Below are 21648 nucleotides of genomic sequence, written 5' to 3' on the forward strand. Positions count from 1 at the left end.
ATAAGAGCAATCTGCGGGTTGCTCTTATCCGTAATTCGGATTACTCAAATAATTATGACCAAAGCTGTTTCTAGCGACGATATTTACAAGGATATTCGTCCATATCATGATCATGAAGTGCCGGCGGTGTTAAAGCGTCTGGCCAATGATCAGCGCTTGATTGGCGCTCTGGCTCAGTTTAAATTTCCACGTTTAAATCGGTTCATCCCCACATTGACTCGACGCGTGATTCGGGGTTATTTAAACGGTTATGTTAAAAAAGTAAATGGTGTTGATGACGTTCAGATCCGCTTGACTTCCTATATTCAGCGCACGATTGAAACGACAACAGAATCTTTAACCTATGAAGGATTAAGTGAGCTTGATCCTAAACAGGCTTATCTGTTTATTTCCAATCACCGCGATATAGTGATGGATCCAACGTTTGTTAATTACTCGTTGCATTTAGAAGGATTTCCAACAGCTCGGATTGCAGCGGGTGATAACTTGCTCTCCGAGCAATATATTGGCGATTTAATGCGCCTTAATAAAACATTTATTGTTAGACGTTCAATTAGTAATCGCCGCGAAAAAATGGCTGCTTTAACAAAGCTGAGTCGTTATATCAGTGAATCAATCAATGATAGCTGTTCCATTTGGATCGCCCATCGAGAAGGGCGCTCTAAAGATGGTTTGGATAAAACTGATTCGGCTGTTTTGAAAATGTTACAGTTAGGTCAGCGCCCGGAAACGAAGTCATTTGCGCTGGCGATGCAGAATTTAAAAATTGTGCCAGTTGCAATCTCTTACCAATATGATCCCTGTGATGCGATGAAGGCTCATGAGTTGGCAGTGAAAGCGCAGACTGGCGACTATCAAAAAGCGCCAGGAGAAGATACTCGCAGTATTGTGAAAGGAATTATGGGCAATAAAGGGCGAGTGCATGTGGCATTTGGTCAGCCTCTTGATGAGTTTAGTGAAGATAGTGGCGAAATGGCCTTGATTATCGATAAAGCGATCCATCAATTATATCGTCTGCACGATACCAATTATGCGGCGGCTGATTTACTGGTTGGGAAAGAATGTGAAGCGCTTAATGCCGATGCTTTGGCGCATATCCAAAGCCGTTTACAGGGGCTTGATGAGGCTGAGCGCCAGCAGCTGCTAGCGATGTATGCTAATCCTGTTTTGCAAAAACAAAATTGGGAAACAGCTGCCGAGAAGACTTTTATCCCCACTAACCGGGCTAGTTGATGTCCATTCTGTCAATATCTAGCATCTGTCCAGTGGCGTGCCGGTCAGATGTTTTTTAAATTAAGTAATTATTGAGAGATAATTGTCTCACTTTATTTAGTGAAATCTCTGTAATTAAACTATGAGTTTATTTTCAATAACAGATGGATTGAAGTTTCTGTTGTATTCGGAAATTTTAACTTTCTGATTGTTAATGATTTTATCAAAAAAGTTTCATGTTTTTGAGAGTTACTGTTTAATTTGACATTTTTCAATCTTTAGTTTGTATAGTTAGTTCTAGATTGAAAAGCATTCAAGTTCATGATGCTGTCATGTATTATGCTGTTTTTAATGGCATAATTGAAATAGTTTTGTGAGTAAGAAATGCTGCTTTTAACTAAGCTTTACGGATATCAATCGAATTGGTATGTATTGATATACAAATTTGAAACTTCTAAATAGTACTCTATTTGTTATAAAATAGTCTTTTTTAAAGTGTTCAGGTTGTAGATCTGCTTGGGGCTTCGCATTCTTTCATATAGATCGTGTAGCTAGAAGAATTTTTTTATATTGGGTTATTCATGAGTGTACAAATTTCTGTTGCTATTCCTGCTAAAGATGAGCAAGGCAACATAGGCCATCTAATTGAAGAAATATATGCTGCTTTACAAGGGCAGTATAGTTACGAGGTTGTGCTGACCGATGATGGTAGTACCGATGGCACTGTGAATGAGGCATTAACTACTGCAGAACAACTCGGAGTGAGTTTGCATGTAGTTTGCCATGAGCAAAGCTGTGGCCAAAGTACCGCCCTTTGCTCTGCAGTGCGTTATTCCCAAGGCGAGTGGATTGCGACCTTGGATGCAGATGGGCAAAATGATCCAGCCGATATTCCAGGAATGTTAGCTGCAGCTCAGGAGCTGGATAATCCACATTTTTGTATTGCTGGCTATCGTAAAAATCGCAAAGACACGGCTTGGAAAAGATTCCAGTCTCGTTTGGCAAATCGAATTCGCCAGCGGATGTTACATGATGGCGTGCCAGATTCTGGCTGTGGCCTGAAAGTCTTTCCTCGAGCAACTTTTATGAAGTTACCTTATTTTGATCACATGCATCGCTTTTTGCCGGCTCTGATTTGCCGGATTGATGGACAGATTGTGGTACATGAAGTTCATCACCGCGACCGTCAAGCAGGCATTTCAAAATATAACGCCTGGAATCGTGCTTGGGTGGGAATTTCTGATATGTTAGGCGTGATGTGGCTGATTAAACGAGCTAAATACCCCAAAGTTAGATCGGTTCAATCACGATGATCCAAAAAACAAAGCGCGGTCTTAAGATAGTCTTGCTGTTAGCTATTTTAGTCGCGATTTTTTTTGAAATTAATAACCCGTTTTGGCAGCATTTAGCCGACCATCGTTGGATGTCTCATTATATCCGTTCGGGTGGTATGGGGGCGGTGTTATCCGTTTTATTATTTGGTGTGGTTTTCACCGGACTCGGTGGTCCCAGACAGCTAATGGCAGCAATGTTAGGCTATGTGTTCGGTGCCGTGCTGGGTATCGGTGCGAGTTTGCTTTGTAGTTTGTTAGGGGCGAGTTGTGCGTACAGTTTAGCTCGTTTCGGTTTGAGAGCATCGCTCGAACATCGTTTCGGGTCTAAGCTTGGCAAATTTCATAACCTTGTCAAACATCAACCTTTCTTAAAAGTTTTGCTGCTTAGATTATTACCTGTTGGCAGTAATATTATTACCAATTTACTCTCTGGCTGTGTCGCATTACGGTTTCTACCCTTTATTGCGGGGAGTGCACTTGGCTATCTTCCTCAAACGATTATTTTTGCTTTGGCTGGTTCTGGCTTCGGTAAGGCGGATAAATATCAATTAACGATCAGTATTGTACTGGGTATTGTCAGTTTATTGGTCGGTGGTTGGCTTTATCGAAGTCATATGCAGCGCAAAGTAGAGAACATGATTAAGGACTGACTTTATGCGTTTATGGACCTCTTATCAGAGCGCTCTGCAAGAAGATAATTACCGTAAAGTACTCATATTTATTCTAATCGCTTTTGCTATTGTTTTGTTTGCCGGGGTAGGGTTGCGTTCACCGTGGCCAGCTGATGAACCTCGGTTTGCGGAGGCTGCTCGTGAGATGGTTGCTTCTGGGCATTGGTTTTTTCCGTTGCGAGGCGGGGAGTTATATCCAGATAAACCGCCTGTATTTATGTGGGCGATCGCTATTTTTTATGCATTGCTCGGCAACATGAAATTAGCCTTTATGTTGCCCAATATTTTGTGCTCACTGGTTATTATCTGGTGTGTGTTTGATTTGGCTGTAAAATTCTGGAATGTCCGTGTTGCAAGCTTCGCTTGTCTAGGACTGCTAGTTGCCCCTCAGTTTATTCTGCAAGCGAAATCAGCACAGATTGATGCGATGTTAGCAACGTGGGTGACAATCGCCATGTATGCATTGCTCAAACACTTTTTTGTGCGCACTAATTGGAAGCTTTATTATCTCGGTTGGGCTTTTATGGGCTTAGGTATCATTACCAAGGGTGTTGGTTTTTTACCGGTCTTCTTGTTGCTCCCAATTTTATTTTTACACTTTAGTAAACGCTATGATTTTGGTCGTTCGGTGAGTTGGCAATTATGGTTGGGACCAATCGCATTGTTAGCGGTTGTCGCCTGTTGGTTGGTACCGATGGTCTATATCGCCGATCATAGTGCTAATCCTGATTTTATTGCTTACAAAGAAAATATTCTGTTTCATCAGACGATGAATCGTTATGCCCATTCATGGACACATCGGCATCCTTGGTACTATTTTTTATTACATTTCCCAATTTTATGGTTTCCGTTGCCGTGGCTGTTGTTAAATAAAACTTTTTGGAAGAAGTGCTGTGACGTCCGAGTCGCGACATTATTGGCTTGGTGCGTATTAGTGATTGCTTTTTTCAGCTCAACTCCGGGGAAACGCGGCGTTTATATTTTGCCAGCCTTACCGATGTTAGCAATAGCCGTAGCACCTTATATAGCGCAATTTTCTTGGTCACGCTGGCTTCGTTATTTAACCCGAGCAGTCATTGTTTTGATCTGTGTTGTGTTAGTTATCGCCGGTATCTTATTGTGGGTGCACTATCCGGCTGTGATGAAATTAGCAGCCCGTAAAACCAGTGGCATGGATGATGTTTTGCCTCTGGCTAGTAGTTTTGGTTTGATGCTACTGGTTGGCGGTTTGGTTGCTGGTGGGCTATTGTTGTGGTCGCGCCGGCAATGTGCGCTATATCAATTGGCTATAGTCAGTTTCTGGGGATGGCTATGGTTTTCTCTGGTGGGATATCCACTTTTAAATCCCCTTAGAACAGCTGCCAGACCGATTATGCAAGAGGCTAGCCAGTTAATTGGCCCTCAAGGTGAGTTGGCTTTAGTTGATTTTAAAGAGCAATTTTTATTGGCATCGCCAATTAGTTTGACCCAGTTTAGTTACCTTGCCCCTAGGGATGAACAGCTTGAAAATGCTTGGCTATGGATGAAAGAGAAGCCGCATCGATTTATTTTAGTTCCCGCTCAGTCGGGTGAGCAAAACTGTTTTGATTTTTCCAAAGGTGTTGAATTGGGACGTGGTTATCGGCGCACTTGGTGGCTGTTAGGAGAAAAGGCATTGGCGAAACAATGCCCAAAACCTGAACAGATTAAACGCTATCATATGATTAAATAATTATACTAGGGACTGTTGACCTTTGGTGGTTGAATTTTGTTCAAATTAAACGCATTTTGAACGCGGCGCGCCCTGCGTCGCTTAATGAGTTAAGCAAGCCGGGGGCAACAAAGTTCAGGATGCGTTTAAATGAACCCCAAGGGCAGTATCTGAGAGGAATTTATCCAGCGTTAAACGTTCTTTGTGGAGAATAACTACACGGCACAACGTTTGCCTTGCCTAAATGCCTCTCAGATTTCTGCAAAACTAATCACAAAAGGTCAACAGTCCCTAGCTATTATTGTTAGATAATTTGATTACTTATTGAATGTGGTAGTAATCCAGATACCAGTCAACAAATGATTTAACGCCCTCTAGTACAGAGGTTTGTGGTTTGTAATGCACTAACTCATAGAGTTCTTGCGTGTCGGCCCAAGTGGCGTGGACATCGCCTGGCTGCATGGGCAACATATTCTTTTTCGCCGTGCGGCCTAAGGCTTTTTCTAACGCTTCGACGTAATCCATGAGGGCTACTGGGTTTCCATTGCCAATATTTAGAACCCGATAGGGGGCTGAACTTCGATCCGCTGTACTATTATTAGCATCCCAGTCGGGATTTTGAGACGGAATATTATCCTGAATGCGGATAACCCCTTCGACAATGTCATCGATATAGGTGAAATCTCGACTGAGATTACCATGATTATAAATATCAATGGGCTCGCCGGCTAAGATCGCTTTGGTAAATTTAAATAATGCCATGTCCGGCCGCCCCCATGGCCCATAAACGGTAAAAAATCGTAGGCCGGTGGTCGGTAGGGCGTAAAGGTGTGAGTAGCAATGTGCCATGAGTTCATTCGATTTTTTTGTGGCAGCATATAATGAAACGGGGTGATCAACTGAATCATGTGTGGAAAAGGGCATTTTTTTATTTAGCCCATAAACCGAACTGGATGAAGCATAAACCAGATGTTCTACCCCTTGATTACGGCATCCTTCTAGAATATTGACAAATCCCAGTAGATTGCTATCCGCATAAGCGAGTGGGTTTTCAATGGAATAACGAACTCCCGCTTGTGCAGCAAGATGGATCACGCGTGAAAACTGTTCTTGTTTAAACAGGTTGGCAATCGCTTCACGATCGGCTATATCAATGGGAAAAAAGCAAAAATCGGAATTTTGTGAAAGCGGTTTAAGGCGCGCTTTTTTCAGCTCAACAGAGTAGTAGTCATTGAGATTATCAATCCCGATAACCTGATGACCTAAACTGAGTAAGACCTCGCTTACTTTTGCGCCAATAAATCCTGCTGCGCCTGTGACTAAATATTTCATGTGACTCTCTTTAATGCAATAATAACGCAGTTTTCTGGCGGCCCGAAATATAAGGCTGCAGTTGCTGTTATTTTCTGTGAATATAAAAACACTTCTTCGCTTTAGTTGCTCAAAACGCCCAGAAAAAACCAAAAAGTTACTTTTAACTAATGATGGTTAATTTCGTTTATGGTGATTGACGCCAACGTATGGTTAAAAGCTATAAACGTTTTCTAGTATACCTTGGAGTTGACCTTCAATGGTATCTCATTGCTCCTATTCAATGTGTGAGAGGTGTATTTGAACTGGCAAGAATTAATTACTCACTATGGTTATTTTGCGATAGTTGTAGGCACCTTTTTCGAAGGGGAGACTATTTTAGTTTTAGCCGGTGTGCTTGCTCACCATGGCTACTTGAATCTTTATGGTGTGGTGGGGGCTGCGTTCCTAGGGACATTATTTGGCGATCAGTTGTATTTCTTGATTGGTCGACATAAAGGAATGAAGTGGATCAATGCCCGTCCAAAGTATAAGCGCAAAGTGAGAAAAATTTTTAGGTTGCTCAACCGCCACCAGATCTTATTGATATTGGGATTCCGCTTTTTATATGGCATTCGGACTGTGACACCATTTGTGTTGGGGGCGGCAGGGATCTCCCCTAAGTTGTATGTGCCGTTGAATCTATTAGGTGCTGGTGTTTGGGCAATTGCGGTTGGATTACTTGGCTATTGGTTTGGCCAAGCAATACAGGTTATTTTGGAGCAAATGCACCATTATGAATATTGGTTTTTGAGCATATTAGTCGTATTTGCTGTCGTTATCGTGCTTGGACTGTATTTAAGACGGCAAAAACGATAATTAAAGAAAAAAATTTTAATTTTTTTGTAAAACTAGATGCTATCCGGTTCCATATTGAATCATAATTTGATTAAATTAGCAGCATATTGTGATGTTGGTCGCATTTTTATCGCAATACTTTAATTGGCGGAATTATAAGCTATGGCAAATTTCTTGCATTTAAATTCACATCCCCGGATTGTTGGAGAAAATAATGGTTAGATCGTGTTTCCGTGGAGCATCTGGCGTTTCTGTTTCTGTTCGTCCTTGCTCTCAGTCATCAAATGGTTCAAAAAGCGCGCTCCCTAAGTTAGGGACGTATATTTGTAAAAAGGATATTGCAAAAAAGTAGTAGACAGTTCGGACTCTGAAGACCCTCTTGCTCAAAAACCTCTGATTGAGCAATGGGAGCCCGAGCTGACAACCGCCTGATTAAAGTCGATTATATCCTAATAGCGAAGCCTTTGAGCTTCGCTATTTTGTTTCTAGCCTTGCCTAAATCCCTCTCAGATTTCTGCAAAACTAATCACAAAAGGTCAACAGTCCCTAGCTAGATTATTTTTATTGAGCTCTTTTAAAAGGAATCTGGCAGATGCTTGATCTGCCAGATTTATTGGTTGTGTCTATTAGTGAGATAAATGAAAAGGTTATAGTTCTAACTCGTCGTCCAACTCGAGTGTTGAATCAATTGACAATAGCTCCTGTTTTAAACGCATCCGCTCCTTGATGGTTTCGATTTCTCGCCAACGTCTTTTTTTACTACCTTTAGACGCCTTTGTGGTTGGTTCACTCATGCCTAATGTATCAAAATCTAAACGTTCCATAGGACCCTCACTCAGGCTAATAGTGGTTATTTAATTACCATATTGGTTTTCAAAGTAAAGTGTTTTAGTTGCAATTTTTTGACAAGATATAATTATTTCTAAGTAAAAGGTTTCGTTTCTAAACGAAGATGAATTTAACTAATGATAGTTCTATGATTTGAAGATGGAGATCTAAAATGGAACATTTATTTAAAAGTTCTGTTGCATTTACGTTAAATTCAGTGAATATCACTGGTTATAAAATCATTTTTGGCTAAAAATGAGGCTTGAGAGAGAGATGAACAGCTTTGTATTGAAATGCAGAAGTGATTAGATTTTATAGGGGAAAATTTCCCCTATAAAATAGGCCTATTTAGCCGAGGCTTGCTCACTGCTTTGCAGCGCTTGCTGGATCTGCTTTTCAAAAGCCTTAAGACGTTTATAAATTGAAAGCAGTTCAACAATGGTGGTCCATGAGTAGACCAGAAACTGAAACGAATTTTCAACCTTATCGAAAGCTCGCAAAATTTGTTGTAAAACCCCTAGTGTGATGACTCCGGCGACAATGGTCGGGCCGAGAAAGACATAGGGTAAAATGGTGGTGTATTGTAGATAAGACCACTTGGCAATATCGAAATAAAGATAGTGTTTATACAGAGTGAAGTAGTTTTTTCGGATATTTTGGAATAATTCTTTGACTGTCTCAGGATGGGCTCTGTCTGCTTCATCCTCGCCGTAGACTAGCTCTTTACGATAAGCGGCTTCTACCCTTTGGTTTTTAAACTCCAATCCCGGTAATTTAATGCCGACTAATGCCAATAAAACAGTGCCGAAAATGGCCGAAAGTATAGCTAGGTAGATCAGCGAGTGGGGGACTGCTCCAATCCATGGTAGTTGAGTGACTTGCTTTGAGAGCACCCACAGAATAGGTAAGAATGCGATGAGTGTCATGATGGATTGGACTAGACTCGAGCCTAGTCCTTCAACAATTCTAGCAAAGCGCATAGTATCTTCCTGAATACGTTGAGATGCCCCCTCAATATGGTGAATTTGCGGCCAATACTGCATGTAATAATCATTCATGGCTTGGCGCCAGCGAAAGACATAATGGCGGACGAAAAAATCCAGTAAGACGGCAACAATGATGTAAACAGAAACAATATTGAAAAAGTCGAGACAACCCATTAATAGGTCGTGGAGAGTGACTGAATGCGATTTGGAAAGAGCATCTTGAATGAGGTTATAAAATGAACCAAACCATTCATTTACTTTGACATCGATTTCTACTTTGTACCATGTGACTCCCAAAATGAGCAATGTGCCTAGAACAGACCAATGCAACCACCGCTTATTCAAAAAGAATGATCGAAACATCCCAAATCCTATTATTGTGTAATGCAAAATTGTAACGCTGATATTGTTAGGTCATCAGTAGCGAAAAAAGTGCCATATTGGAAAAAAGAATTTTGAAAAGTAACTGGCAACTTTGTTTCTATGTAACGCTAACTGAAAATGCCTTCGTTTCACTCAGGCATTGACTATCATACGAATTTCTTTGTAATTATGAGTAATCTTTGTGTAAAGATCGCCTGTAGGCGAAATTCCCACATTACCACAACAAAAGGGGAAGAAGTAAATCTACTGGGTGATTAATCTGTTCCTTGCGCATACCAAGATTCAACAATGACCACGGCACTTGCACTATCGACGGCTCCTTTTCCCAAGGCTCGATAGCCGCCTTTTTCAAATAAAGTGGCGCGAGCATCGACAGTCGTGAGTCGTTCATCTTGCAAATCAACTGGTAATCCGTAACGGCCATGTAATCGATTGGCAAATTTACGAGCGCGAGTTGTGATGGCTTGCTCGCTACCATCCATATTTAAAGGTAAGCCCACCACTAAGCGCTGTGGTTGCCACTGTTGGATAATGTTGCCTAGCTCATCCCAATTGGGGATTCCATCACGGGCTTTGAGTGCCTTTAATGCACTGGCACTTCCTGTGATGGGGTTGCCAATTGCAACACCAATGCTTTGGGTGCCAAAGTCAAAGCCAAGAATTGATACTGTCATAACAATTATGCATGTCCGATATCAGAGGTGAGTTGCCAGGGTTCAAATCCTAACTGACGAGCCGCAGCTTCCCAGCGTTGATGGGTGGGTGTATTAAAAATAATATCTGGATCAGCTGGAATATTTAGCCATGCATTGTCGGCTATCTCTTGTTCAAGCTGGCCAGCAGACCAGCCAGCATACCCTAATGTGACTAGGTAATGTTCTGGTTGGCTATCCGTTCCCAAGGTATTGAGTATATCTTTAGACGTCGTAATCATAACTTGATTACTTAATGCTAAAGAGCTATTAAACCCATCTTGGGGTGTGTGCAGTACGAACCCCCGCTCTTGCGCAACAGGGCCTCCTTGATAGACTTGATGACCAGCCAACTCTTGGAGATCCCGATGGCTATCCATCATATCTATTTGGGTCAGTAAGCTATCGATGGTTAAATCGACAGGAACATTGACCACTAGACCCATTGCACCATCTTCGTTATGTTCACAAACGTAGACAACTGTTTGCTTAAAATAAGGGTCTGTAAAACTAGGCATTGCAATTAAAAACTGGTTTTTTAAATTTTCCATTGCTCCTCCTCAAGGGAATGCTATTCCCTAGTGCTGGCGCTCGTTTAAACGACGTTCGATCGCTAGCATTAGTTGCTGCGCAATATCAAACCCAAACGCAGCCTGAATTTCTCGAATGCAGGTCGGACTCGTCACGTTGATTTCGGTAACATGATCTCCGATGATATCTAGTCCGACGAAAATCAGCCCTTTTTCTTTCAGAGTTGGACCAATAGCTCGGGCAATTCGCCAGTCGGATTCTGAGAGCTCCCGAGCTTCTCCACGGCCACCAGCGGCTAAATTACCTCGAGTTTCTCCCTGGGGAGGAATACGGGCTAAACAATAAGGCATGGGCTCGCCATCGACAATGAGAATGCGTTTATCACCATCCTTAATCTCGGGAAGATAGCTTTGTACCATGCAAAACTGGCTACCTCGCTCAGTGAGCGTTTCGATAATCACTGATACATTTGGATCTTCTTCTTTTACCCGGAAGATTGACGTTCCGCCCATGCCATCTAACGGCTTCATGATGACATCGCGATATTGCTGATGAAACGCTTTTAACTGCTTGGCATTACGGGTCACCAGGGTTGGCGGTGTAAACTCGCTAAACCAGGCGGTGAATAATTTTTCATTGGCATCGCGTAAACTTTGCGGCTTATTGACAATCAACGTGCCATTATCCTCTGCTCTTTCAAGTATATAGGTTGCATAAATATATTCAGTATCAAATGGTGGATCTTTGCGCATTAAGATGACATCGAGTTCTTTAAGCTCGCGTGTTGCGACTTCACCTAATTGATAAAAATCGTCTGGGTTATCGGCAACTGTTATTTCACTCATTTGAGCCCAGGCCTGTCCATCGCGCAAAAAGAGATCGCCCATCTGCATATAATATAGCTCGTATCCGCGGCTCTGCGCAGCTAACAGCATGGCCAGCGATGTATCTTTTTTAAAATGGATCTCTTCAATTGGATCCATGACAATTCCGAGCTTAATGGTCATTATGCTAAATCTCCAAATTGACTCTGTAGTGCACTTATAGCGCAAAGAGCGGCGGTTTCTGTTCTTAAGATACGCGGGCCTAACTGGATTTCTGCAAACGCGAGATCACTCATCTGAGTAATTTCCTGTTCACTCAAACCTCCTTCAGGTCCAATTAACAACCGGATCCCTTGTTCTGGTCTCGGTATGCTCTTAATGGTATATGGGGCCTGTGGGTGTAAATTCAACTTCAGTTCGTTGGTTTGTTCGCTTGCCCATTGGTTTAGTTCCAACACTGGATTGATGGTAGGGATAATGGCTCGGCCACATTGTTCGCAGGCACTAATGACAATTTTTTGCCACTGTTGGCGTTTTTTCTCCAATCGCTCTGGAGGCAATTTGACGCCACAACGGGCACTGAGTAGCGGGGTAATTTCATCGACGCCTAGCTCCACGGATTTCTGTAGCGTGAAATCCATTTTATCACCCCGGGAGATGACTTGACCTAAATGGATATGAAGTGGCGATTCAATCTGGCGTTTATCATTACTCGAATCGAGCCGGACCTCAACATTGCGTTTCGTTAATGTGGTGATCTCTCCGGCATAATCAAAGCCATCACCACAAAATAAAATAACGGGATGGCCTTCTTTAAGGCGTAAGACACGAGCAATGTGTCCCGTCGCGTCATCGCTAAGCAATACCTGCTGCTGTGTTGCTAATTGTGAGGGATGGTAGATTCTTGGAATACGCATGCGTTTAGATATCCTTTACTGATCGGGCAAACGGGGAACATTGTCATCTTCAACAGCGACTAACACTGCTCCGCAATCTCGGCACAGATAATAGCGGCCACGCAAAATAGCGCGATGACGTCGTGTTGACAACTGGTAATGACGGCAGTTGCAACGATATGGATAAGTTTGCCCCTGCACACGACCGACATCATACGTGTGCAAGCGAATAGCAGGTAAGTTAAAAACCTGCTGCATAATTTGTTGCCATTGGCTGCCGTGAGGGCGAACGTTGCCCCAAAGGCAGTAAGCTATCCAATGGGCGACCTCATGTCCAACGGTCTGTTTAATAAAGTGGTCACGATTTTCTTCATAGAGAATGCGATTAAAGCGCAGCTCGGCTTGATCGAGACGGGCCTGGCCAGCAGCTTTGCCGCGCAAATTCACTTTAATTGCAGGCCGAGCAAAGGTTCGCTTAAAATATTTTTCTGCCATACGAATATAATTTTCGCAGGCGGCGCTTATTTCATGCATAAGTATAAAAATAAAAAGGCGCCATTGGCGCCTTTATCGATAGCCTTAAAAAGCGATTTTACAGCCCAGCTGCTTCCTTGAGCAAGTTCGCCTTATCCGTTTTTTCCCAAGGGAACTGATTCCGTCCGAAGTGGCCGAATGTTGCTGTTTCTTGATAGATAGGCCGTTTTAAATCGAGCATTTCGATTAATCCGTAAGGACGTAAATCAAAGTTTTCACGAACTAACTGAACCAACCGTTCATCGCTCACTTTGCCGGTCCCGAAGGTATCAACACTAATTGATGTCGGTTCCGCCACGCCAATTGCATATGACACTTGAAGCTCACAACGATTAGCCAGACCTGCTGCAACGATGTTTTTGGCAACATAGCGTGCTGCATATGCTGCACTGCGGTCAACTTTTGATGGATCTTTGCCTGAGAATGCCCCACCACCATGACGAGCCATGCCACCGTATGTATCTACGATAATTTTACGTCCAGTTAGACCACAATCCCCCATGGGGCCACCAATGACAAAACGGCCTGTTGGGTTAATAAAGAATTTCGTTTTATCACTGAGCCATTCGCTGGGTAATACGGGTTTGATGATGGTTTCCATCACCGCTTCCTGAAGCTCTTTCTGGCTGATGTCCTCGCTATGTTGGGTAGACAAAACGACTGCATCAATCCCTTTGATTTTACCATTTTCATAGGCGAAGGTGACTTGGCTTTTCGCATCTGGACGCAACCACGGCAGTGTTTTGTCGCGCCGAACTTGTGACTGACGTTCAACTAACCGGTGCGAGTAAGTGATAGGAGCAGGCATCAAGACATCCGTTTCATCAGTTGCATAACCAAACATCAAACCTTGGTCACCTGCACCTTGTGCTTTTGGATCGGCGCGATCCACACCTTGATTAATATCTGGAGACTGTTTGCCAATAGCATTTAATACAGCGCATGAATCTGCATCAAAACCCATTTCAGAGCCGGTATATCCGATTTCACGAACAGTTCGACGAGCAATCTCTTCAATATCCACCCATGCTGAAGTCGTAATTTCACCACCCACTAAAACCATACCGGTTTTGACATATGTCTCACAGGCAACGCGGGCCATAGGATCTTGAGTAAGGATTGCATCAAGGACCGCATCAGAGATTTGATCCGCGATTTTATCGGGATGTCCTTCTGAGACTGATTCAGATGTAAACAAATGTGTAGCCATGGAAAACTCTCTTAATCAAAGAATTAGAAATAGATGTGTGCCCATCTGGACGTCTATTCTAGATTATTCAGCAAAATTATCCAGTACTTTCTGTATCATGCATTGCTATCCGAATTGGGCGGTGTACTTTGCTTGACCATGTCTTTTGCTGCTGGTTGCCGATTTTCTTTATTCAGTAGTGATTGTTTGAGCAGCGCTGAGTATAGCGGACTTCCACCGAGTAACTGAGCAATAAAGGTGGCTCCCAGACAAGTCATTAATAGTGGCAAAATCAGTTGGTAGTTATCAGTCATTTCGACCACCAAGACAATCCCTGTTACCGGTGCTCGGACAGTTGCAGCAAACAAAGCACCCATGCCAGCCACGGCATAAACGCCAGGTTCACCCACCAAGTTAGGGAAGAAGTGTGCGGCAATGGCACCATATGCTAAGCCTAACAATGTTCCCAATGTCAGCATCGGTGCGAATACCCCACCAGGGGCACCTGATGAAAAACATCCGAGTGTTGCAACCATGCGCAAGGCAAAAAACATCACTAGAATCACCCAAGGCATGGGATGTTTTACAAATTCGGTGATATGAATGATACCGCCCATGGCCATGGAAGGGTAATAAAGCTGTAGGAATGCAAATATCGCCCCAAAAATAGCGCCGGTAATGGTCATTCGTAACATGTTATTGCGGTGATAGCGCTTGAACATTGCTGTCAACTGCAAGACCCAGTTATTGAAGTTGATCCCGATAATCCCAAAGATAATTCCCAGCAATAAAAAGAGCCACAGCGATCCCAGTGGTGGAATTTGGTAGCTTTGGATCTCCATAATTGCATTTTGACCATGGAAGTAGCGCAATACGATGGTCGACATCAACGTTGCTAGCGTGACACATTTAAATGAAGTGATGTTATAGCGAAATTGTGGTCGCATCTCTTCAATAATAAATAAGATACCTGCTAAAGGGGCATTAAATGCAGCGGCTAACCCGGCAGCGGCCCCAGAGGCGGTGAGCACGTGGGTGGCATGTTGATAACGTTTGGCTGAACCGGCACACATACGCCCGACAGCCCCACCAATTTGTACTGATGGCCCTTCGCGGCCCAGCACCATTCCGGAGCTTAAAGTGAGGGCCCCGGCGATAAATTTAACCGGTAGTACACGCCACCAACGAATATCATGTAATCCATCTAGCGCACCCTCAATATGAGGGATCCCACTTCCTGATGACTCTGGAGCGAGTTTCCCCGTTAGCCAGAAGCCGACCGCAGCGAAAATTGCGCCAGCAATAATAATCAATATAGCGATGACAAAATGGGGCAGTCCCCAGCTATCAAAAAAATGCATGCGATAATGGGCAAGGAAATTAATCGCATATTCAAAAGTTGACACAATAAGGCCAGAAATAGCACCTACAATTGCAGATAGACCGAGTAGGACGACATAGTCTGCTTGAGTTGTAAATATTTTTGGGGTCGCTCTGTGTTTGAGGAGCCCGCCTTGAAAAAAACGGAAATTTGGAGATCTGGGCATTTGGCCTGAACCTAACAGTTAAATTGTGAGATGGATCATAAAAAATTGACGGCGTTAAGCTTATGGTCGTCAGGTTTTTTTGCTATGACAAACATCAACAAATCGTTTCTTTCTGTGCACAATCGAGTAGGTGAGTTTATAAACAATTGCATTTACAAACGAATTATCGGCTCTGGAGTTAATGAAACGTATTCCCTTCACTATTTAAGGAGCAGTACTAAGACGTTGCCAGTTAATGAAGAGTGTCATAACGCCTCTCTGGTTGCTAGCTGGCATAACTTGTACGATAAAAGCATAGGGAATTTGACTGAAAAACGGCTCATGAACGCAGAACTAACAATTCATTAGCTTTAAAAATGTGATGTCAATCATTTTGTAAAGCATACAAATAACCTGGTCAGGAAACAAGCATATTCCATCACTCAGATGTATTTTTTATGTTAAATCGAGATGAGAATATGTGGCTTGGGAAGGATGAAAAATAGCTTGAAATGGACAATAGCGCTGAAAAATTACCGACAAGAGACGCACGTATTAGCTATCTAATACAATGTCAAACTATCGAGGCTGTTATCTATTGTAGTTGAATTTTGTTCGAAATACGTTTAAATGAACTCATAAGGCAGTATCTGAGAGTGAATTGTCCAGCGTTAAATGCCATTTGTGGCGGACGCAACACAACATAACTAAAACCCTCTCAGATTGCTGTAAAACTAATTACTAAAGGCTAACGGCCTTAATATAAAGTTGAATTTAATGGATTATATAGCTATATCGTTGTGATTATTCGTCGATCTTTCTAATTTGTTATCCACAGATCATTTTGTTGATATAAACGTTGAGTCGGTCGTGGGAGTTTGTGACAATGGGTAGACGTGAGTATTACTATATAATCAATTCATTCATCAGGAGAAATCAATGTCTTCCCGTCGACAGCTTGCTAATGCGATTCGGGCGTTAAGTATGGACGCCGTGCAAAAAGCTAAATCTGGTCATCCAGGCGCCCCTATGGGTATGGCTGATATTGCCGAAGTTCTCTGGCGTGACTATTTAAAACATAATCCACGCAATCCCAAATGGGCTGACCGTGACCGATTTGTTTTATCAAATGGTCATGCTTCAATGCTTCTATATTCATTGTTGCATTTAACTGGTTATGATTTGCCTATTGAAGAGTTGAAGAACTTCCGTCAATTGCATTCTAAAACTCCAGGTCATCCAGAATATGGTTATACCGCTGGCGTTGAAACAACCACTGGCCCTTTAGGGCAAGGAATTAGCAATGCCGTGGGTATGGCGATTGCTGAGAAAACATTATCTGCCCATTTTAATCGTAAAGGGTTTGATATCGTTGACCATTATACTTATTGCTTTTTAGGCGATGGTTGTATGATGGAAGGTATCTCTCATGAGAGTTGCTCTTTAGCCGGAACGTTAGGTTTAGGTAAACTCATCGCATTTTATGATGATAATGGCATTTCTATTGATGGTGATGTTGAAGGTTGGTTTACTGACGATACCGCCAAACGCTTTGAAGCTTATGGATGGCATGTCATCTCTGGGGTCGACGGTCATGATAGTGCGGCAATTAGTCGTGCTATTGAACAGGCTCGCTTGGAACATAACAAACCTACTCTGCTTTGTCTTAAAACTGTCATTGGTTTTGGTTCACCGAATAAAGCCGGGTCTCATGATAGCCACGGTGCGGCCTTAGGTGATGAAGAAGTCGCCTTAACTCGCAAGCAGTTGGGCTGGGAATACCCTCCTTTTGAAATTCCAGACGATATTTATGCACAATGGGATGCCAAAGATAAAGGCGAACAATTTGAACAGCAGTGGAATGAATTGTTCAGCGAATATCAGGAGCAATATCCTGAGTTAGCCAGCGAATTCACCCGTCGTATGGAAGGGAAACTCCCTGAAGACTGGGCTACATTTGCCGATCAAAAAATTGAAGAGTTACAAGAAACGCAAGAAAAAGTGGCGACTCGTAAATCGTCTCAGATCGTCTTAAATACCTTCGGGCCAAAATTGCCTGAACTGCTAGGTGGTTCTGCTGATTTAGCACCATCTAACTTAACGATCTGGAATGATTCCAAAGCAATCACGCATGATGATGCCTGTGGTAACTATTTGCATTATGGGGTTCGTGAATTTGGGATGTCTGCCATTATGAATGGTATGGCTGTGCATGGCGGGTTGCTGCCATACGGTGCAACTTTCTTGATGTTTATGGAATATGCACGTAATGCTGTTCGCATGGCTTCATTGATGAAAGCGAAAACTATCTTCGTTTATACCCATGACTCGATTGGTTTGGGAGAAGATGGTCCAACACACCAAGCGGTTGAACAGACTTCTATTTTGCGTCTGACACCAAATATGCAGACTTGGCGTCCTTGTGATACCGTTGAATCGGCAATTGCGTGGCGTAGTGCTGTTGAGCGCCAAGATGGCCCTAGTGCATTAATTTTCTCGCGTCAGGGTTTAGCACCACAAAGTCGTGATGCACAGCAGCTTAAAGATGTTGCTCGTGGTGGGTATATCCTAAAAGATTGTGATACTACCCCCGACTTAATTTTGATTGCTACCGGGTCCGAAGTTGAGCTGGCGGTTAACGCCGCAGAGCAATTAGCTGAACAGGGTAAAGCGGTTCGCGTAGTCTCGATGCCTTGTACGGAATTGTTTGATGCGCAAGATGAAGCCTATCGAGAAGCCGTATTACCAAGTGCTGTGCGTAAACGTGTTGCAATTGAAGCTGGTATTGCTGATTTTTGGACGAAGTACACCGGTTTTGATGGTGCTATCGTTGGTATGCATACCTTTGGGGAATCAGCTCCGGCTGAAGAACTGTTTAAAGAGTTTGGATTTACAGTTGAAAATGTCGTGGCGAAAGCTTTGGCGCTGTAATAACTGATTGCACGAAAGATAAAAGCCCGCTTTGATTAGCGGGTTTTTTATATCTGAAAAATGTTATTTCTAGCGTAAAAATAGCCGCAAAAGAGCCTCTGTTATGACTCTAAATGTGGTAGTATTACTACAAATGATCGGATTGAAAGAAATAGATCAATAACAGCATTTTAGGATATGAAACTCATAGAGTGTGGATAACCTGCGATCTATATCGTATTCATCTAGAGTAAATACCGATAAATGGGGTTTAATCACTTTAATTTTCTATCTTTCGCTAATAGTTATCGTGACAAAGATTGATAAAATAATTGCATCTGAACGTAAAAAATTTACAGTTTCTGATGTAAATCAAGTCATGTTGGAATGCATTCAAGGTAGATTATAGGTAGCATTGTTTTAACAACATGTTGGTCAAGGCCAATGACTCTACAAGCTTCCATGATATGAGTTTGGCAGTAGCCTTGATGGCATCGAATCGAATTAGTCGGCAAGGTCCGGCTAATAAAGTTTAGCTTTAAATATATGAAGAGGACTGATAATGACAATTATCAAAATGGCTGATCTTGATCTCAGCGGTAAACGAGTCTTAATTCGTGAAGATCTAAACGTTCCTGTAAAAAACGGTAAAGTAGCCTCTGATGCACGTATTCTTGCATCTATTCCTACCATCAAACTAGCTCTGGAAAAAGGTGCTAAGTTGATGATTACTTCTCATTTAGGCCGTCCTACTGAAGGTGAATACAACCCTGAATTTTCTTTGCAGCCAGTGGTTGATTACCTCAATGAGGCATTAGATGCGCCTGTGCGTTTAGCTAAAGATTATTTAGATGGCATCGAAATAAATGCTGGCGAAGTCGTAGTTTTGGAAAATGTTCGCTTTAACAAAGGCGAAAAGAAAAATGACGAAGCGTTAGCTAAAAAAATGGCTGCACTATGTGATGTTTATGTCATGGATGCGTTTGGTACTGCTCACCGAGCTCAGGCATCTACCCATGGCGTAGGCCTGTTTGCACAAACAGCATGTGCGGGTCCTTTATTAGCAGGCGAACTCGAGGCTCTTGGTAAAGCAATGGATCATCCAGCTCGGCCAATGGTTGCGATTGTCGGTGGATCAAAAGTTTCAACTAAACTGACTGTACTGAAATCTCTGTCACAGGTTGCTGACCAATTAGTTGTCGGTGGTGGTATTGCCAATACCTTTATTGCGGCTAATGGCGGTAATGTTGGTAAATCTCTATATGAAGCAGACTTGGTTGATACAGCTAAAGAGTTGATGAATGAATGTTCAATTCCTGTTGCAACCGATGTTGTTGTTGGCAAAGAGTTCGATGAAAAAACGCCGGCAACGACTAAATCAGTTGCAGATGTGGCTGATGATGACATGATCTTTGACTTGGGGCCTGATTCATCTGCTCAGTTGGCCGATATTCTTAAGAATGCTAAAACTATTCTGTGGAATGGCCCTGTTGGCGTATTTGAATTTGATCAGTTCGCTGAAGGGACTAAAGTGATTGCAAATGCGATTGCTCAAAGTGATGCATTCTCGATTGCCGGTGGTGGTGACACACTAGCAGCTATCGATAAATTCGGTATCAAAGATAAAGTATCTTATATTTCAACTGGTGGTGGTGCATTCCTTGAATTCGTTGAAGGTAAAACGCTACCTGCTGTTGCAATGTTAGAAGAACGCGCTAAAAAATAATATCTAGAAGGAACAGCTCATGAGCTGTTCCTCTGGTTAATTATCTGCCAGCTGATCACAGTGGTCAGGTAATTTGTTAGAATGATTATCTACATTTTAAAAGAGACAGGATGGGAACCCTTACTATGTCTAAAATTTTTGATGCGGTCAAACCCGGTGTATTAACTGGTGATGACGTCCAGAAAGTATTCAAGATAGCGAAAGAAAATAACTTCGCTCTGCCTGCTGTTAACTGTGTTAACACGGATACTATCAATGCTGTATTAGAAGCAGCGGCTAAAGTTAAATCGCCTGTCATTATCCAGTTTTCCAACGGTGGTGCGGCATTTTTAGCAGGTAAAGGCATTAAACTGGAAGGTCAGCAGCCACAGATCTTAGGTGCTATCTCCGGTGCAAAACACGTTCATAACTTGGCCGAACATTATGGGGTTCCAGTTATCCTGCATACTGACCATGCAGCTAAAAAATTGTTGCCTTGGATCGACGGCTTATTAGATGCTGGTGAAAAACATTTTGCTGAAACTGGCAAACCATTGTTTAGCTCTCATATGCTGGATCTTTCTGAAGAGTCTCTTGAAGATAACATCGAAATTAGTTCTAAATATTTAGCTCGTATGGCTAAAATGGACATGACTCTGGAAATTGAACTGGGTTGTACTGGTGGTGAAGAAGATGGCGTTGATAACAGCCATATGGATGCTTCATCTTTGTACACTCAGCCAGAAGATGTTGCTTACGCGTATGAAAAATTGCATGCGATTAGCCCACGTTTCACTATTGCTGCTTCATTCGGTAATGTACACGGTGTATATAAACCAGGCAACGTTGTTCTCAAACCAACGATTTTGCGCGATTCTCAGAAACATGTGTCTGAAAAATTCAATTTACCAGAAAAATCATTGGATTTTGTATTCCATGGTGGTTCAGGCTCTTCACTAGAAGAAATCCGCGAAGCAATCAGCTACGGTGTGATTAAAATGAATATCGACACTGATACTCAGTGGGCGAACTGGCACGGTGTATTAGACTATTACAAAGCTAACGAAGGTTATCTGCAAAGCCAGATTGGTAACCCTAAAGGCGACGACCAACCAAATAAAAAATTCTACGATCCTCGCGTTTGGTTACGTAAAGGTGAAGAATCAATGGTTAAACGCTTAGAAGAAGCGTTCAATGCTCTGAATGCGATTGATGTACTGTAATCCATTAAGTTAGTTCGTTAGCATTGTGAAGAAAACCGGTCATTTGGCCGGTTTTTTTATCTTCGATGAGCCGCCAAGGTGCTCATCAGAGTGGATATATGGATAAGAAGCGGGTTATTTTTCTACTATATTTTAGCAAAGCTGATGTGCCAAGTGACTTTAATTCGACCTGTTGGTAAGTATGGTGTGTCATGGCTAAGCATAAGATCCTAGCGAGTAAAACGACTAAAGGATGTGGTCACGAAACAAGATGACGGTTTTTACCTAACATCGTCAGCTTGATATATGAAGAATATTCTATTGCTTATTGGATGTGAATTTTCAATGTTTCTATCTAATTTGCTGTGGCCTTGCATTTTTTGTAT

The 21648-nt window shown here is 42.5% G+C and carries 18 protein-coding genes; 8 read left to right on the forward strand and 10 right to left on the reverse strand.

Going from position 1 to position 21648, the window contains the following annotated elements; all coding sequences use genetic code 11:
• Positions 1–54: 54 nt before the first annotated feature.
• The 4 genes from EV690_RS15270 (at position 55) to EV690_RS15285 (ending at position 4928) form a co-directional block, all read left to right on the forward strand.
• Positions 55–1233 carry a lysophospholipid acyltransferase family protein gene (locus tag EV690_RS15270; protein WP_131913874.1) on the forward strand — a complete coding sequence of 393 codons (1179 nt, stop codon included), beginning with the start codon at positions 55–57 and terminating at the stop codon, positions 1231–1233.
• Positions 1234–1793: 560 nt separating this feature from the next.
• Positions 1794–2525: a glycosyltransferase family 2 protein gene (locus tag EV690_RS15275; protein ID WP_131913875.1), complete on the forward strand. Its 732-nt coding sequence runs from the start codon at positions 1794–1796 to the stop codon at positions 2523–2525.
• On the forward strand, positions 2522–3196 hold the full coding sequence (locus EV690_RS15280) for a TVP38/TMEM64 family protein (RefSeq protein ID WP_131913876.1): 675 nt from the start codon (positions 2522–2524) through the stop codon (positions 3194–3196). Before EV690_RS15275 ends, EV690_RS15280 begins: the two co-directional genes overlap by 4 nt.
• A gap of 4 nt (positions 3197–3200) precedes the next feature.
• Complete coding sequence (locus EV690_RS15285) at positions 3201–4928, forward strand: ArnT family glycosyltransferase (RefSeq protein WP_131913877.1); 1728 nt, start codon at positions 3201–3203, stop codon at positions 4926–4928.
• Positions 4929–5228: 300 nt separating this feature from the next.
• Here EV690_RS15285 and EV690_RS15290 read toward each other — a convergent pair whose 3' ends face one another.
• Positions 5229–6239, reverse strand: coding sequence for an NAD-dependent epimerase (locus EV690_RS15290; protein WP_131913878.1), 1011 nt, complete (start codon positions 6237–6239; stop codon positions 5229–5231).
• Positions 6240–6518: 279 nt separating this feature from the next.
• On the opposite strand from EV690_RS15290, the gene EV690_RS15295 reads away from it, so the two are divergent.
• Positions 6519–7076 (forward strand): DedA family protein, encoded by a 558-nt coding sequence (locus EV690_RS15295; RefSeq protein WP_131913879.1) that lies wholly within the window; start codon positions 6519–6521, stop codon positions 7074–7076.
• 626 nt (positions 7077–7702) lie between these two features.
• Here the strand turns inward: EV690_RS15295 and EV690_RS15300 are convergent.
• The 9 genes from EV690_RS15300 to clcA all read right to left on the reverse strand — a co-directional run bounded on the left by EV690_RS15300 (position 7703) and on the right by clcA (position 15466).
• The gene (locus EV690_RS15300; protein WP_131913880.1) at positions 7703–7879 is read right to left on the reverse strand and encodes a DUF3545 family protein; all 177 of its coding nucleotides are present in this window, start codon (positions 7877–7879) and stop codon (positions 7703–7705) included.
• A gap of 348 nt (positions 7880–8227) precedes the next feature.
• Entirely contained in the window at positions 8228–9244 is a 1017-nt protein-coding gene (gene sbmA, locus EV690_RS15305; protein ID WP_263433859.1) for a peptide antibiotic transporter SbmA, read from the reverse strand.
• A 263-nt stretch (positions 9245–9507) separates the two neighbouring features.
• Positions 9508–9927, reverse strand: a complete 420-nt coding sequence (ruvX, locus tag EV690_RS15310; RefSeq protein WP_131913882.1) for a Holliday junction resolvase RuvX — start codon at positions 9925–9927, stop codon at positions 9508–9510.
• Positions 9928–9932: 5 nt separating this feature from the next.
• A complete protein-coding gene (locus EV690_RS15315) occupies positions 9933–10496 on the reverse strand; it encodes a YqgE/AlgH family protein (protein WP_131913883.1) in 564 nt (187 codons plus the stop codon).
• Positions 10497–10523: 27 nt separating this feature from the next.
• On the reverse strand, positions 10524–11483 hold the full coding sequence (gene gshB / locus EV690_RS15320) for a glutathione synthase (protein ID WP_131913884.1): 960 nt from the start codon (positions 11481–11483) through the stop codon (positions 10524–10526).
• Positions 11483–12217, reverse strand: coding sequence for a 16S rRNA (uracil(1498)-N(3))-methyltransferase (gene rsmE, locus EV690_RS15325; protein WP_131913885.1), 735 nt, complete (start codon positions 12215–12217; stop codon positions 11483–11485). Before rsmE ends, gshB begins: the two co-directional genes overlap by 1 nt.
• A 15-nt stretch (positions 12218–12232) precedes the next feature.
• Complete coding sequence (locus EV690_RS15330) at positions 12233–12730, reverse strand: SprT family zinc-dependent metalloprotease (protein WP_131913886.1); 498 nt, start codon at positions 12728–12730, stop codon at positions 12233–12235.
• 58 nt (positions 12731–12788) lie between these two features.
• Positions 12789–13940 carry a methionine adenosyltransferase gene (gene metK / locus EV690_RS15335; protein WP_131913887.1) on the reverse strand — a complete coding sequence of 384 codons (1152 nt, stop codon included), beginning with the start codon at positions 13938–13940 and terminating at the stop codon, positions 12789–12791.
• 95 nt (positions 13941–14035) lie between these two features.
• A complete protein-coding gene (gene clcA / locus EV690_RS15340) occupies positions 14036–15466 on the reverse strand; it encodes a H(+)/Cl(-) exchange transporter ClcA (protein WP_131913888.1) in 1431 nt (476 codons plus the stop codon).
• Positions 15467–16384: 918 nt separating this feature from the next.
• Between clcA and tkt the strand changes: the two genes are divergently transcribed.
• The 3 genes from tkt (at position 16385) to fbaA (ending at position 21283) form a co-directional block, all read left to right on the forward strand.
• Positions 16385–18376: a transketolase gene (tkt, locus tag EV690_RS15345; RefSeq protein ID WP_131913889.1), complete on the forward strand. Its 1992-nt coding sequence runs from the start codon at positions 16385–16387 to the stop codon at positions 18374–18376.
• 541 nt (positions 18377–18917) lie between these two features.
• A complete protein-coding gene (locus tag EV690_RS15350) occupies positions 18918–20081 on the forward strand; it encodes a phosphoglycerate kinase (protein WP_131913890.1) in 1164 nt (387 codons plus the stop codon).
• 125 nt (positions 20082–20206) lie between these two features.
• The gene (fbaA, locus tag EV690_RS15355) at positions 20207–21283 is read left to right on the forward strand and encodes a class II fructose-bisphosphate aldolase (RefSeq protein WP_131913891.1); all 1077 of its coding nucleotides are present in this window, start codon (positions 20207–20209) and stop codon (positions 21281–21283) included.
• Positions 21284–21648: the final 365 nt, after the last annotated feature.

Source organism: Celerinatantimonas diazotrophica (genome assembly GCF_004339545.1).
Lineage (GTDB): Bacteria > Pseudomonadota > Gammaproteobacteria > Enterobacterales > Celerinatantimonadaceae > Celerinatantimonas > Celerinatantimonas diazotrophica.